This window comes from Amycolatopsis benzoatilytica AK 16/65 (assembly GCF_000383915.1).
GTDB lineage: Bacteria > Actinomycetota > Actinomycetes > Mycobacteriales > Pseudonocardiaceae > Amycolatopsis > Amycolatopsis benzoatilytica.
In genome coordinates, this window is record NZ_KB912942.1 from 5,113,994 (window position 1) to 5,128,841 (window position 14,848).

The following is a 14,848-nucleotide window of genomic DNA, read 5'->3' on the forward strand; positions in this document are numbered from 1 at the left end:
CCTGCGCAAACTGTGGCTTCGTAGTGAACAATGGGCACCGTGAGCACAGAAGACGGCAGTACCCCGGCCCGGCGGCGCAGGACGGGCGCGGCGAAGAGCGACGGCGGCCCGGCCCCGGCCCGGCGCACCACCGCCGCGAAGACGTCCGCACGCGGCGACTCCGACGGTGCCACCACCCGGCGGGCCAAATCCAGCTCGGCGTCGGCGGAGCAGAATGTTAAGCCGGCCAAGCGCAAAGCCGCCGCGTCCAGCGCGCTGCGCAAACCCGCCGCGCCGCCGGCTGCGGCCAAGACCCCGGCGCGCTCGCGCCGGACCACGACCGAGACCGGCGAGGAATTCCGAGCCGTCCCGTCGGCCCCGCCCGCCGTCACTTCCGCGCCCACGGCAGTCGAGACGCTGCCCGACGACCGCTATTTCAACCGCGAGCTGTCCTGGCTCGACTTCAACGCCCGCGTGCTCGCGCTGGCCGAGGACGAATCGCAGCCGCTGCTCGAGCGGGCGAAGTTCCTCGCCATTTTCGCGTCCAATTTGGACGAGTTCTACATGGTGCGGGTCGCCGGGCTGAAGCGGCGCGACGGCACCGGCCTGTCGGTGCGCAGCGCGGACGGGCTCACTCCGCGCGAACAGCTGGACTACATCGCCAAGCGCAACCAGGACCTGGTCGAGCGGCATACCGCCGCGTTCGAGGACCACTTGCGCCCGCAACTGGCCGAGCAGGACATCCAGCTCGTCGGCTGGTCCGACCTGGCCGGCGCGGCCCAGCTCCGGCTGTCGAGTTACTTCTCCGAGCAGATCTTCCCGGTGCTCACGCCGCTCGCGGTCGACCCGGCGCACCCGTTCCCGTACATCTCGGGGCTGTCGCTGAACCTCGCGGTCACCGTGCGGGACCCGCAGGGCGGCACCGAGCGGTTCGCCCGGGTGAAGGTGCCGAGCAACGTGCCGCGGCTGATGCGCGTCGAAACCGAGCGCGGCAGCCGGTCGGCCACCTTCCTCCCGCTCGAGGAACTGATCTCCGCGCACCTGAGCGATCTGTTCACCGGCATGGAGGTGACCGAGCACCACATCTTCCGGGTCACCCGCAACGCCGACTTCGAAGTCGAGGAAGACCGCGACGAGGACCTGCTGCAGGCGCTGGAGAGGGAGCTGGCGCAACGCCGGTTCGGCCCGCCGGTGCGGCTCGAAGTGGCGCAGGACATGAGCGAGCACATGCTCGAACTGCTGCTGCGCGAGCTGGAGGTGGATCCGGAGGACGTGGTCGAGGTCCCCGGGCTGCTCGACCTGACCTGCCTGTTCCAGCTGTCCGGCGTGGATCGCAAGGAACTGAAGGACCGGCCGTTCGTGCCCGCGACGCACCCGGCGTTCGGGGAACGGGAGACGCCGAAGAGCGTGTTCGCGACGCTGCGCGAAGGCGACGTCCTGGTGCACCACCCGTACGACTCGTTTTCCACGAGCGTGCAGCGCTTCATCGAACAGGCCGCGGCCGACTCGAAGGTGCTGGCGATCAAGCAGACGCTGTACCGGACCTCGGGCGATTCGCCGATCGTGGACGCCCTGATCGACGCAGCCGAAGCGGGCAAGCAGGTCGTGGCGCTGGTGGAGATCAAGGCGCGATTCGACGAGCAGGCCAACATCACCTGGGCGCGCACGCTGGAACGCGCGGGCGTGCACGTGGTGTACGGCCTGGTGGGCTTGAAGACGCACTGCAAGGTGTCGATGGTGGTACGGCAGGAGGGTTCGACGATCCGCCGCTACTGCCACATCGGCACCGGCAACTACAACCCGAAGACCGCGCGGCTGTACGAAGACCTCGGCCTGCTCACCGCGGACCCGAACATCGGCGCGGACATCACCGACCTGTTCAACGTCCTCACCGGCTACTCGCGCCAGGACACCTACCGCACGATCCTCACGTCGCCGCACGGCATCCGCCGCGGCATCGTGCGTGCGATCGGCGAGGAGATCGAACTGGCGCGCGCCGGGCTCGAAGCGGGCATCCGGATCAAGTGCAACTCGCTGGTGGACGAGCAGGTGATCGACGCGCTGTACCACGCGTCGCAGGCCGGCGTGCCGGTCGACGTGGTGGTGCGCGGGATCTGCTCGCTGAAGCCGGGCGTCGAGGGGTTGAGCGAGAACATCCGCGTCCGCTCGATCCTCGGCCGGTTCCTGGAGCACTCCCGGGTGTTCAACTTCCGCGCCGGCGGCACGCACTGGATCGGCAGCGCGGACATGATGCACCGCAACCTGGACCGCCGGATCGAAGCTCTGGTGCGGGTCAAGGACCCGAAGCTGACCCACCAGCTGGACGCGGTGTTCGACTCCGCGCTCGACCCGCACACCCGATGCTGGGTGCTCAGCTCGTCCGGCGAATGGCAGCCGTTCCCGGCCGCTGGTTCGCAGGTCCGCGACCACCAGCTCGAACTCGCGAAGCTGCATGGGGCTGTCGGATGAGCGTTGACGTCCGGGCTGCTGGCGCCGTGCTGTGGCGTCGCGCCGGGGCCGCGTTCGAGGTCGGGCTCGTGCACCGGCCGCGCTACGACGACTGGTCGCTGCCCAAGGGAAAGGTCGACCCGGGCGAAACTGTCGCGGCTACCGCGGTGCGCGAGATCGCCGAGGAGACCGGCTTTCGCGCCGTGCTGGGCCGCTACGTGGCGCAGACGACCTACGACGTGCCGTCCCGCGACAACGGCCGGTTGCTGAAGAAGCGCGTCGACTATTTCAGCGGCGAGGCGGAGTCCGGCGCGTTCGAGCCCAACGCGGAAGTCGACGAACTCCGCTGGCTCGACGCGCGCGCGGCCGAGCAGCTGCTCACCCACCCAGCGGATGTGCGGGTGCTGCGCGAATTCTGCGCGCTGCCGCCCGCTCAGACGACGGTGCTGCTGGTGCGCCACGCGAAGGCGGGAAAACGGGAAGACTGGACGGGCGACGACGATCTCCGTCCGCTCTCCGAAGCTGGCCAGCGCCAAGCCGCCGCACTGCGCGACCTCCTGCCGCTTTTCGGCCCGGACCGCGTGTTCTCCGCCCCGCGACTGCGCTGCGTGCAGACGGTCGGTGCCATCGCGGATGCGCTGCGCACCGAGGTGCAGCACGAGCCGCTGCTGTCGGAAGAGGGCTACTGGCCCGATCCGGCTTTGGGCATCCACCGCCTGCTGGACATCGTCGCGGCTGGCGGGACGCCGCTGATCAGCAGCCAGGGCGGGGTGATCCCGGACCTGGTGAGCGCACTGGCGGACCGCGACGGAGTCGATCTGCCCGCCGCGCGAGACGGCGTGGTGCCGAGCAAGAAGGGGTCTGTGTGGGTGCTTTCGTTCCAGAGCAGGACTGACGATCCGGCCGGCCCGGTCCTGGTCGGCGCGGACTACTACCCCAGCCCGCTGCCCGCTCCGGCGCCCGCGGCGTCCTGAGTCCTCGCGTTTCCCGGCCCGGCGTGCTGCGGGCGGTACTGGACGCTGGGTGCCCCTTCGCGCCCGTCGCGGCGGAAGCTCTGCTCGGGCATGCGCTCGCGGTCCTTGCCGCTGCTGGGTCCTTCTCTGCCGGAAGCCGCGGCCGGTTGCTCGCCGCCGGCCTGAGCCGTTGCCGCTTGGCAGCCCGGTTCGAGCACCAGCCACCGCTTGCCATCCCGGTTCCGGCACCAGCCGCCGCGCCCGGCAAACCGCTTCCGGCACCAGGAGCTGCGCCCCGGCAACGCTATGCCAGGGCCAGCAACTGCGCCCCGGCGACGCAGTGCGAGAGCCGCCCCCACGCTCCACAACCGCCGCCAGCAGCCCGATCCCGCATCCGGCCCCTCCAGGCACCGGCGACCTCGTTCCGGCGCGCACGCCGGGATTCCGGCCTCCGCATCCGGGTCTCTGGCCGGGCTAGGCAGCCTCCGCATTCGGCTCCGCCCCGTCCGGAATCGGACACCAATCCATCATTCGCCGGACCACACCCGAAATTGGTTAGCCAGACTCAGGATTTACCCCCGGGCGGGGGCCGGCAAAACCGACCCCCGGAGACAGGCCGCCTGGCTTTACCCCAGTCCGGTATTAGCGCCGTGCGGACGTTTAGCCGACTGCCCGCATTAGCCGGACAACCGCCTCCGCGAGATCTTTCCCCGCCCGATTATTGCCCTCCCGGCACCGTCGGAACGACCATTCCGCCCTCGCCGAATACCGCCTGGCTACCCCGCCGAGCCCTTTCCTGCTGCCATTAGCCGACCTTGCTCCCGAACGCCGCCGAGCGGCCAACCGCAGGTCCGGGCGGTCCACGAAGATCTGTTGTCCCGTCCGCAATCCCCGCCGAGCTCCCGATTGCCCGCACCACACGGCAGGGCCCCGACCTCGTTCGAGGTCGGGGCCCTGCCGTGAAGCATCCGCGCGAAAGCTCGCGGCTACTTCTTCCGAGCAGCCGAGGTGCGCTTGGCCGGGGCCTTCTTCGCCGCCGCCGCGGTGGTCTTCTTCGCCGCGGTGGTGGCAGTCGCCCGCTTCGCCGCCGGCTTGGCAGCGGCCTTCGCCCGCGTCGTCGTGGCCGCCTTGGCCGGGGCCTTGGCCGCGGTCGTCTTGGCAGCCGTCGCCCGGGTCCTCGTCGTCGCCGCCTTCGCCGGGGCCTTGGCCGCAGTGGTCTTGGCGGCCGGGGCCTTGGCAGCGGTCGTCTTCGCGGCGGTGGCCTTGGCCGGCGCCTTCGCCGCCGTGGCGCGGGTCCGCGTCGCGGCCGGCTTCGCAGCGGCGGCGCGGGTGCCGCGGGTGGCGGTGGTCCCCGCTGCGCGAGTGCTGGTCGCGCGCGTCGTGGCGGTGCCGGCGGCGCGCTTGACCGCGGTGGCCTTCGGCAGCTTCTTGCTACCCGAAATCACGTCCTTGAACGTGGTTCCGGCGCGGAATGCCGGCACGTTCGTCTTCTTCACGCGGACGGCTTCGCCGGTACGCGGGTTGCGCGCGGTCCGGGCGGCGCGAGCGCGCTTCTCGAACACACCGAAGCCGGTGATGTTCACCTTCTCGCCCTTGTTGACCGTACGGATGATGATGTCGACGAGACCGTCGACGGCCTCCGAAGCAACCTTTTTGTCGCCCAGGCGCTCCGACAGCGCCTCGATCAGCTGGGCCTTGTTGGCCATTCCAGTCCTCCAAGAAGGAACTCATCGTCCACGGCCCGGTCGGCCGACTAACGCACACGGTATTACCAAGACAGCACAAATTCCAAACGGCAGGCGAAACTTTCCCTTGCGGCGGGAACTGTTCCGCCCTCCCCAGGGACTGGATTACCGGCCGGGGAGGCGCCGTTCGGCGTGGGCGACGAGGGGGTCCGCGGGGCCGGGATTCCCTTGCTGAGCAGGGAAATCCCGGCCGGCGGAGCAGGTCAGGAAGTGACCACGGGAAGGGTCTTCGGCTTCCAGGAGGGGCGCGCCGACTCGAAGGAGTCGATGTCCCCCGCGTGGCGCAAGGTCAGGGCGATGTCGTCGAGCCCTTCGAGCAGCCGCCAGCGGACGTAGTCGTCGATCTGGAACGGCGCGGTGAAGTCCTTGGCCCGCACGGTCTTGGTTTCGAGGTCGACCGAGACCTCGGTGCCCGGCTCGTTCTCCAGCAGCTTCCAGAGCAGCTCGACGTCCGACTGCTCGCACTGCGCGGCGACGAGGCCGCCCTTGCCGGAGTTGCCGCGGAAGATGTCCGCGAAGCGGGACGAAATGACGACCCGGAAGCCGTAGTCCATCAGCGCCCACACCGCGTGCTCGCGGGAGGAGCCGGTGCCGAAATCGGGCCCGGCGACGAGCACCGAGCCGTTCTTGAACGGCTCGGAGTTGAGGATGAAGTCCTCCTGGGCGCGCCAGGCGGCGAACAGTCCGTCCTCGAACCCGCTGCGGGTCACTCGCTTGAGGTAGACGGCCGGGATGATCTGGTCAGTGTCCACGTTGGACCTGCGCAGCGGGACCCCGACGCCGGTGTGCTGGGTGAACGGTTCCATGGTGGTAGCTCCTCTCCCTCAGGTCAGGCGGTCAGGTCGGCGGGCGAGGACAGCGTGCCGCGCACCGCGGTGGCGGCGGCCACGAGCGGCGACACCAGGTGCGTGCGCCCGCCCTTGCCCTGCCGTCCCTCGAAGTTCCGGTTGGAGGTGGAGGCGCTGCGCTCGCCGGGGGCGAGCTGGTCCGGGTTCATCCCGAGGCACATGGAGCAGCCCGCCTGCCGCCATTCGGCTCCGGCTGCGGAGAAGACCTTGTCCAGCCCCTCCTCCTCGGCGGCCTTGCGCACCCGCATCGAACCGGGCACCACGAGCATCCGGACCGAATCGGCCACCTTCCGCCCGCGCAGCACCTCCGCCGCGGCCCGCAGGTCCTCGATCCGGCCGTTGGTGCACGAGCCGAGGAACACCGTGTCCACCGCGACCTCGCGCAGCGGCGTGCCCGGCTTCAGATCCATATAGGACAGCGCCTTCTCGGCGGCGAAGCGCTCGTTCTCGTCGGCGATGGCCTCCGGGTCCGGCACCGAGGCGCCCAGCGGCAGGCCCTGGCCCGGGTTGGTGCCCCACGTCACGAACGGGGTCAGCTCGTCCGCGTCGAGGTGCACTTCGGCGTCGAACTGCGCGCCCTCGTCGGTGCGCAGCTCGCGCCAGTTCGCCACCGCGGCGTCCCAGTCCTCGCCGTGCGGCGCGTGCGGACGGCCCTTGAGGTACTCGAAGGTCGTCTCGTCCGGCGCGATCATGCCGGCCCGCGCGCCCGCCTCGATCGACATGTTGCAGATGGTCATCCGGGCTTCCATCGACAGGCCCTCGATGGCCTTGCCGCGGTACTCCAGGACGTATCCCTGGCCGCCGCCGGTGCCGATCTTCGCGATGACGGCGAGGATCACGTCCTTCGCGGTGACGCCCGGCTGCAGCGCGCCGTCGATGTTGATTGCCATCGTCTTGAACGGGCGCAGCGGCAGCGTCTGGGTGGCGAGCACGTGTTCGACCTCGGAAGTGCCGATGCCGAACGCCATCGCGCCGAACGCGCCGTGGGTGGAGGTGTGACTGTCGCCGCACACCACCGTGGTGCCTGGCTGGGTCAGCCCGAGCTGCGGGCCGATCACGTGCACGATGCCCTGCTCGGCGTCGCCCATCGGGTGCAGCCGGACGCCGAACTCCTTGCAGTTGCGGCGAAGCGTGTCGACCTGGGTGCGCGACACCGGGTCGGCGATCGGCAGGTCGATGTCCACGGTGGGGACGTTGTGGTCCTCGGTGGCGATGGTGAGGTCGGGGCGGCGGACCGGGCGCCCGGCCAGGCGCAGTCCGTCGAACGCCTGCGGGCTGGTCACTTCGTGCACCAGGTGCAGGTCGATGTAGAGCAGATCCGGTTCGGCGCCTTCGCCTCGGCGCACGAGGTGGCTGTCCCACACCTTCTCCGCCAGCGTACGAGCCTTGCCGGTGGGGCTGGTCATCTCCGGCTCCTTCCACGGGATCGGCCGGGACCACGGAACTCGAGCGTCGCCGCCTCTGCGGGAGAAGAGCCGCGTGCGCACGCAGCCCGGGTTCGGTTTTCCCAGATTCTGGACTTCCCACACTACGGGAAGATAGTATCGCGTCGTGGGACAGCATAGCGGTATCGGAGTACTGGACAAAGCCGTGGCGGTGCTGCAGGCCGTCGCCGAGGACCCGTGCGGGCTGGCGGAACTCTGCACGCGCACCGGGCTGCCGCGGGCGACCGCGCACCGGCTCGCGGTCGGACTCGAAGTGCATCGCCTGTTGCGGCGCGGCCCGGACGGGCGCTGGCGGCCGGGCACCGCGCTCGCCGAACTGGCGGGCGGGTCGACCGACCCGTTGCTCGACGCGGCGAGCTCGGTGCTGCCGAAGCTCCGGGACATCACGGGCGAAAGCGTGCAGCTTTACCGGCGCGACGGCGTCCAGCGCGTGTGCGTCTCGACCGCGGAGCCGCCGAGCGGCTTGCGCGACACCGTCCCGATCGGTTCCCGGCTGCCGATGACGGCCGGCTCGGGCGCGAAGGTCCTTGCCGCGTGGTCGGATCCGCACACGCAGCGGACCATCCTCGCGGACGCGGTCTACGGCGAGCGGACTCTGCTCGAGGTGCGCCGGCGCGGCTGGGCGCAGAGCGTCGCGGAGCGGGAACCGGGCGTCGCGAGCGTTTCGGCCCCGGTGCGCGATTCCTCCGGCACGGTCGTCGCCGCGGTTTCGGTGTCCGGCCCGATCGAGCGCATCGGCCGCAAACCCGGCGCGCGGTGGGCGGCCGATCTCCTCGCCGCCGCCGACGCGCTCCAGGAACGTCTCTGACCGACGGCTCCCACCACGCGCCCGCCTCGGCCGCCTCCCCCGCCACGCCGGTGGGAGGCGGCCTTTTTCGCGCGGTTTTCGATCGTCCTCAGTAGACCGTCAAACAGTCCCGAAGGTGCCGCGCCGGCCCGTCGCCGGAGCCTTCGGCAAACCCTAAGAACAGGCAAAACCGCAGGACAGCGGGTGTCTACATGCGACTTTGCCGGTGCCGCAAGCACTCTCGCCGGTCTTCCGGCCAGTGAAAGAAAGCCGCCCGGCCGACCCGTCCGGGCGACCCCGATCCCAGGGCGCGGCAACGAAAAAGGGCAGGTCCCGATTGGACTTGCCAAGCCCATGGGTGATAATGGCCTCGTTCGGCCTGCATGGCCGTGAAAAATAAGTTCTGGTTGGAGGAACTGGAATGGCCAACAAGGCCCAGCTGATCGAAGCTCTGTCCGAGCGCATTGGCGACAAGAAGGCTGCCGCGGAAGCCGTCGACGGTCTCGTCGACATCATCATCCGCACCGTCCACAAGGGCGAAAAGGTCACCATCACCGGCTTCGGCGTCTTCGAGAAGCGCGCCCGTGCCGCCCGCACCGCGCGCAACCCGCGCACCGGCGAAGCCGTGCGGGTCAAGAAGACCAACGTGCCCGCGTTCCGGGCCGGCACCACGTTCAAGGACGTGATCTCCGGTACCAAGAAGCTGCCGAAGGCGACCGCCGTCAAGCGCGCGACCGCCGGCACCGCCGCGAAGACCACCGCGACGCGCGCCACCGCGACGACCGCCACCCGCAGCACCCGCGCCACCGCTGCGAAGCCGGCCGCCACCCGCACCCGCGCCACCGCGGCCAAGGCTCCGGCCAAGGCCACCGCGGCGAAGGCCACCACCACCCGCGCGAAGGCGACCGCCACCAAGGCCGCCGCCGCCAAGGCCCCGGCCAAGGCCACCACCACGCGGGCCACCAAGGCCGCCGCCGCCAAGCCGGCCGCCAAGAAGACCACGGCGACCGCGAAGAAGGCCCCGGCCAAGCGCACCTCGGCCGCGAAGAAGAAGTAACTCCGGTTCTCCGGATTTTCACCGACAAGCCCCGCCCGGCTTCTCCCCGGGCGGGGCTTGTCGCATCTGCACCCGGTTTCGCCTGGTTGCCAGAGAAGGCTGGGATGCTTGGCTCACAGCGGCATCGGCCGCCCGCCTCGACTGCTCACTGAGCGAACCTGCCGCCCCTTGCTGGTTATGCCTAGCCCCGTTATGCCTAGCCCGCCGCTGGCCCGCCAACGCACCGCTCTCGGCTGCCTGCTCCTCCCCGGGGAGCCTTCGTCTCCCGCCCGCGCCTCCCTGAATTCGCGGAGGCTGTTGGCCGCCACCGCATCTCAGAGGGCCGAGTCCCGAACGAGTTGCCGCGCTTCGCCGCGCCGAAGGCTGTGCCCGTTGACCCGCCTCGGCATCGCCCCGTGGCCGCCTCCCCCACGCGGCGCTGTCGCCGTCCTCCTCAGCATTCGACCGCACTAGGCAGCACCAGCAGCCCGCGTCCGCCCCCGTACGGCCTGCCCAGACTCCAGTCCACCAACGACATCCCCGGCCGTCGCAACGGGCCTGAGTTGCCCGACAGCCCGATCCGGCAGCTGAGCCCCTGCAGCGATCTCGCCATCGCGGTCACCGACGCCGCCCCCAGCCGCCGCCCGCGTTGCACCCGCCTCCACGCACTGAGCCGCCCAGCCGTCGACGGGCAGCCGCACTCCGGCCGTCTGCCCGCCGGAGTCCGATTTCGTAGCCGCGAAAAAGCGTTTCGGCGTCCAGGCGCAGTCCGGCCACGAGGCTGGCCGAAGACGCTTGATCCGCAACACGTATGCCCGGCGCCACTCTTCGGACGCCCGAACGCGGGGTTCGCTCCGGCGACCGCCGCGACCCGACGCTGCTGGCCGAACCGGCGAATCCCGGACCTCCGCACCAGATCATGCTTCCGGTCCAGTTCCCGGCGTCGGCCGTCGCGCCGCGGATCCACCGGGGCACCGGTCAACCCGAGAGCCCTGTTCCGCGCCAAGATCCGTTGGCGTGCTTGGCCGCCTGGCCGGGTGAACTCGAACACCCCAGCGCGGCACCGAATCCCGGTGCCCGGCCCGCTCATCTGAGCTGCCGCACGGAAGATCGAGCATTGTCCCAGTCCGCTGCTGAGCGCGCAGGACGGCCGGAAGAGTCTTTTCGACCAGCGGATTTTCCCTGGCCGGATCAGCCATTCCGGCTGCGGGCGCGACGACTGGCCCGTCGCCCCGACCGGGTGCGGGCGGCTCGCCCGGCGTTCCGAGGGACCTTCCGCCACGATGCCGCACGCGCCGGATTCCGGCAACCGCCGGGTTTCCTTGCCGTGTCCGGTCCGGCACAATGAGTGGTGCCCGGGTGTCCGCGGTCACCCGGGCCGCGCTGTGTCCACAACGGACTCTCCGGTTGTTACCCGAACGTGACCACCGGTTGTCGCGCCCGGCCCTCGCGCACCCGGGCGAACCGCCGAATACGGGCTGGTTTCGCCAGCGCACACCCGCTTTTCCGGACTGCGGCGGCAACCTCGCGCGCCCGGGCGCGGCGCGCCCGCGAAAGTAGGTGCCGGGCCACGAAAAGCGGCCGCGAACGGTGAACCGGTCGCGCGATCGCCTCCGCCGAGTGTTGGTCTATGCAATCATGTCGCCCGGCAAGGATCCCGAGTGCGAAAACATGAGAAGACTGTGCCGATAGTTCGTGTGGAGAAGCTGTACAAAGTGTTCGGCCGCGAGGCCGAAGCGGCGGTGGCCAAGCTGGAGAACGGCGCCGACCGCAGCCAATTGGGCGGGGCGACCGCGGCCGTGATCGACGCCTCGTTCTCCGTGGAGCGCGGCGAGATCTTCGTGGTGATGGGACTGTCCGGTTCGGGCAAGTCCACCCTGCTGCGGACGCTGAACGGACTGCTGCCGGCCACGTCCGGGCGGGTGCTGGTGGACGACACCGACCTCACCGGCAGGTCCGCCGGGCAGGTGCGCGAGCTGCGCCAGCGGCGGATGAGCATGGTGTTCCAGCATTTCGCGCTGTTCCCGCACCGCACTGTCGCGGAGAACGTCGCCTACGGGCTGAGCGTGCAGAACGCGCCGCGCGAACGGCAAACCGAACGCACCGCCGAAGCGCTGGAAATGGTCGGCCTCACCGGCTGGGAGGACCGGTTGCCCGGTCAGCTTTCCGGCGGGATGCGCCAGCGCGTCGGCCTCGCCCGCGCGCTGGCCGCGGACACCGAGATCCTGCTGATGGACGAGGCGTTCAGCGCGCTCGACCCGTTGATCCGCAAGGAAATGCAGGACCAGCTGCTGGTCCTGCAGCGCCAGCTCGGGAAGACGATCGTCTTCATCACGCACGACCTGAACGAGGCGATGCGGCTCGGCGACCGGATCGCGATGATGCGCGATGGCCGGATCGTCCAGGTCGCCACCGCGCAGGAGATGCTGACCAGCCCGGCCGACGAATACGTCGCGAGGTTCGTGCGCGACGTCGACCGCACTCGGGTGCTCACCGCCGCGGCGGTCATGGCACCCGCGAAAATCACCTTCACCACCGCCGATCCGCCCGCGCAAGCGCGGGAAACGATGCGCCGGAACGAACTTACCGGCGTACTGGTGACCGAGAACGCGCGATTCGCCGGCTCGGTCACGCTGAGCGCGGTGACCGAGGCCGTCGAAAGCGGCGCGGACACGATCGCCGGAGCGGTGGACCGCAACGCGGCGAGGACCGCGCCGGACACCCTGATGGCCGACCTGTTCGGCAGCGCCGCGTCCGCGCTGGCACCGCTGGCAGTCGTCGGCAAGGAGGACGCACTGCTCGGCCAGATCACCGGCGAGGCGCTGCTGACCACGCTGAGCGGCGGAGAAGACGAGGTGCGCACCCATGACTGAGAGTCTCGCTATCGGCGATCTGCCGCAGATTCCCGTCGGCACCTGGTTCAAAGCGGTCATCGACTGGCTGCAGGGCAACATCGGCCCGTTCTTCGACTTCGTCGAGAAGGTCGTCAACGGCGCGATCACTGGGCTTTCCTCCGCGCTGACCTGGGCTCCGTGGCCGGTCCTGCTGGTGCTGTTCGGCGCGCTCGGCTGGTGGCTGCGCGGCTGGAAGTTCGGCCTCGGCGCGGCGATCGGCTTCGCACTGATCAACAGCCTGCGCGAGTTTCCGTCCGCGATGCAGACGCTGTCTCAGGTGCTGGTGTCCGGCGTGGTCGCGGTGGCGATCGCGATCCCGGTCGGGATCGCGGCCGCGCGCCACGAGACGGTGACCCGGATCGTCAAGCCGGTGCTGGACTTCATGCAGACGCTGCCCGCGTTCGTCTACCTGATTCCGGTCATCTTCTTCTTCTCCATCGGACCGGTGCCCGGCGTCGTCGCGACCGTGGTGTTCTCGCTGCCGCCCGGCGTGCGGCTGACCGAACTCGGCATCCGCCAGGTCGACCCCGAAATGGTCGAAGCCGGGGAGGCGTTCGGCTCCCCGCCGGGCCGGATCCTGCGGGAGATCCAGATCCCGCTGGCGATGCCGTCGATCATGGCCGGCATCAACCAGATCATCATGCTGTCGCTGTCGATGGTGGTGATCTCCGGCATGGTCGGCGCGCCCGGCCTCGGCGCCGAGGTGTACGCCGCGGTCACCAGCCTGAAGCTGGACCTCGGCTTCAACGCCGGCATCAGCGTTGTGGTGCTGGCGATCTACCTCGACCGGCTGACCTCGGCGCTGGGCGCGCGTTCGGCGGTCGGCCGGGCGCAGCGGCTGGCTTCCGCCTGACCCGCCAACCTCCGTCTCCAGAAAGGACGAACGAGTGCGCACAACGAAACGCTTCGGCCGGATCCTCGCCGTGGGCGCCGCCGTGACGGCCCTGGTCGGCCTCACCGCGGCGTGCGGCGGCCGGGAGGCCCAATCGGGCAACAGCCAGCAGGCGAAGACCGTCACCATCGGCTACATCAACTGGGACGAGGACGTCGCCCTCACCAACCTGTACCAGGCGGTGCTGGAGGAGAAGGGATACACGGTCAAGACGCAACTGCTCGACGTCGGCCCGATCTACGCGGGCTTGGCCAAGGGCGACGTCGACCTGTTCCTCGACTCGTGGCTGCCCGCGACGCACAAGCAGTACTGGGACCAGTACCACGAGAAGCTCGAAGATCTCGGCGCCTGGTACGACAAGGCGACTCTCAACCTGGCCGTGCCGCAGTATGTGAACGACGTCAACAGCATCGCCGACCTCAAGGACAAGGCGAGCATGTTCGGCGGCAAGATCACCGGCATCGAGGCCAGCGCGGGCGAGACCGGCATCGTCCAGAAGGACGCGGTCCCGCAGTACGGCCTCAACGGCGCGATGACCCTGCAGAACTCGTCGACCACCGCGATGCTGGCCGCGCTGGACAGCTCGATCAAGGCGAAGAAGCCGATCGTGGTCACGCTGTGGCACCCGCACTGGGCCTACTCCCGCTACCAGCTCAAGGATCTGCAGGACCCGAAGGGCGCGATGGGCAAGGGCGAGCAGATCCACGCCCTGGGCCGCAAGGGCTTCGGAAAGGACTTCCCGGCGCTCGCCGCGGTGGCCAAGAAGCTGAAGATGTCCGACGAGGACCTCGGTTCTCTCGAGGACGCGATCCAGAAGGCCCCGAAGGGCCAGGAGAAGGCCGCCGCCAAACAGTGGGCGGACCAGCACAAGCAGTTCGTGGACCAGGCGTTCGCCGGTCTCTGACGCTCTTTTCCACGACGGCCCCGCGCTCCCGGAGCGCGGGGCCGTCGCGTTGCACCGGACCGCCCTCTGCGGTAACCGGTGGAGCCAAATGCCTCCCAGTTTCGCCAGCAGCGCAGGGAGGACCGACACCGACCTGACCATCGTCACGGCGTCCAGGAGCAGCGGTCCCGTTGCGATTCAAGAGAAAAGACGTTGCCGGGCGAGACATAGCCCAGCAGCGGATCGCTCATCGCCACCACGGACACCCGGATCCCGTGCCCGGACCGGATGAGCAAGGCCAGCGGCAGCGTGATCATCTCGCCGGCCAGGAGGTCGCCGCAGATCTGCCGGTTGAGCTGGACCGAACTGGTCAAGTCGCGGGCGGAGGCGCTGACGCCTTGTCCGCCGTGCCCGGCTCCGGCTCCGGCCGTCTGAGGCTCGCTTCGCTCGGCACACCGCCAGCCAGCCCCGGCCGCGGATTCAGGAGTGCTCCACGTCACCGGCCCAGCACGCCTACGCACCTGTCCGCCACCTGACGCGGACGCTTCCTCCGACGAACCCTCGCCCGCCGGTGCCGTCGGAGCAGCTGTGCGCTGAATCACTCCACCCAGCACACCGTCCATAATGGCCGGAACGGGAAATACAAAAAAGCCCCGCACTCTTGCGAGTGCGAGGCTTTTGCCTGCTGTACCCCCGATGGGATTCGAACCCACGCTACCGGCGTGAGAGGCCGGCGTCCTAGGCCGCTAGACGACGGGGGCTAGGAACTTCCCCGTTTCCGGGGTTTTCTTGCTGGAGAGAACTTACCAGAGCCGATTTCTCGCCTCCGAGAGGGGGTCCTCTCCGCAGCTGGGGTACCAGGACTCGAACCTAGACTAACTGGACCAGAACCAGTCGTGCTGCCAATTACACCATACCCCAGTGAGGTACTTTCCCGT

General features: G+C 69.7%; 11 protein-coding genes and 2 tRNA genes. 7 read left to right on the plus strand and 6 right to left on the minus strand.

Annotation, left to right across the window (positions count from 1 at the left end; all coding sequences use genetic code 11):
• Positions 1-30 precede the first annotated feature (30 nt).
• Together AMYBE_RS0123505 and AMYBE_RS0123510 are read left to right on the plus strand one after the other, a co-directional pair.
• Complete coding sequence (locus AMYBE_RS0123505) at positions 31-2,448, plus strand: RNA degradosome polyphosphate kinase (protein WP_020661843.1); 2,418 nt, start codon at positions 31-33, stop codon at positions 2,446-2,448.
• Positions 2,445-3,401 carry an NUDIX hydrolase gene (locus tag AMYBE_RS0123510; RefSeq protein WP_027927926.1) on the plus strand — a complete coding sequence of 319 codons (957 nt, stop codon included), beginning with the start codon at positions 2,445-2,447 and terminating at the stop codon, positions 3,399-3,401. Before AMYBE_RS0123505 ends, AMYBE_RS0123510 begins: the two co-directional genes overlap by 4 nt.
• A gap of 965 nt (positions 3,402-4,366) precedes the next feature.
• Here the strand turns inward: AMYBE_RS0123510 and AMYBE_RS0123520 are convergent.
• From AMYBE_RS0123520 to leuC, 3 genes are all read right to left on the minus strand, one after another.
• Positions 4,367-5,086 carry an HU family DNA-binding protein gene (locus AMYBE_RS0123520; protein WP_020661845.1) on the minus strand — a complete coding sequence of 240 codons (720 nt, stop codon included), beginning with the start codon at positions 5,084-5,086 and terminating at the stop codon, positions 4,367-4,369.
• Positions 5,087-5,328: 242 nt separating this feature from the next.
• Positions 5,329-5,931, minus strand: a complete 603-nt coding sequence (gene leuD / locus AMYBE_RS0123525) for a 3-isopropylmalate dehydratase small subunit (RefSeq protein WP_020661846.1) — start codon at positions 5,929-5,931, stop codon at positions 5,329-5,331.
• 23 nt (positions 5,932-5,954) lie between these two features.
• The gene (leuC, locus tag AMYBE_RS0123530; protein ID WP_020661847.1) at positions 5,955-7,379 is read right to left on the minus strand and encodes a 3-isopropylmalate dehydratase large subunit; all 1,425 of its coding nucleotides are present in this window, start codon (positions 7,377-7,379) and stop codon (positions 5,955-5,957) included.
• Positions 7,380-7,524: 145 nt separating this feature from the next.
• Between leuC and AMYBE_RS0123535 the strand changes: the two genes are divergently transcribed.
• The 5 genes from AMYBE_RS0123535 to AMYBE_RS0123555 all read left to right on the plus strand — a co-directional run bounded on the left by AMYBE_RS0123535 (position 7,525) and on the right by AMYBE_RS0123555 (position 13,931).
• Entirely contained in the window at positions 7,525-8,226 is a 702-nt protein-coding gene (locus AMYBE_RS0123535) for an IclR family transcriptional regulator (protein WP_009074079.1), read from the plus strand.
• A 400-nt stretch (positions 8,227-8,626) separates the two neighbouring features.
• Positions 8,627-9,262, plus strand: a complete 636-nt coding sequence (locus tag AMYBE_RS0123540; protein ID WP_020661849.1) for an HU family DNA-binding protein — start codon at positions 8,627-8,629, stop codon at positions 9,260-9,262.
• A gap of 1,676 nt (positions 9,263-10,938) precedes the next feature.
• Positions 10,939-12,114, plus strand: a complete 1,176-nt coding sequence (locus tag AMYBE_RS0123545) for a quaternary amine ABC transporter ATP-binding protein (RefSeq protein WP_020661850.1) — start codon at positions 10,939-10,941, stop codon at positions 12,112-12,114.
• Complete coding sequence (locus AMYBE_RS0123550) at positions 12,107-12,988, plus strand: ABC transporter permease (protein ID WP_020661851.1); 882 nt, start codon at positions 12,107-12,109, stop codon at positions 12,986-12,988. Before AMYBE_RS0123545 ends, AMYBE_RS0123550 begins: the two co-directional genes overlap by 8 nt.
• A 34-nt stretch (positions 12,989-13,022) precedes the next feature.
• Positions 13,023-13,931: a glycine betaine ABC transporter substrate-binding protein gene (locus AMYBE_RS0123555; RefSeq protein WP_020661852.1), complete on the plus strand. Its 909-nt coding sequence runs from the start codon at positions 13,023-13,025 to the stop codon at positions 13,929-13,931.
• A 143-nt stretch (positions 13,932-14,074) separates the two neighbouring features.
• Here AMYBE_RS0123555 and AMYBE_RS0123560 read toward each other — a convergent pair whose 3' ends face one another.
• The 3 genes from AMYBE_RS0123560 to AMYBE_RS0123570 form a co-directional block, all read right to left on the minus strand.
• Positions 14,075-14,284 (minus strand): hypothetical protein, encoded by a 210-nt coding sequence (locus tag AMYBE_RS0123560; protein WP_020661853.1) that lies wholly within the window; start codon positions 14,282-14,284, stop codon positions 14,075-14,077.
• Between the two features lie 314 nt (positions 14,285-14,598).
• Positions 14,599-14,671, minus strand: a tRNA-Glu gene (locus tag AMYBE_RS0123565).
• Between the two features lie 88 nt (positions 14,672-14,759).
• Positions 14,760-14,831, minus strand: a tRNA-Gln gene (locus AMYBE_RS0123570).
• Positions 14,832-14,848 lie beyond the last annotated feature (17 nt).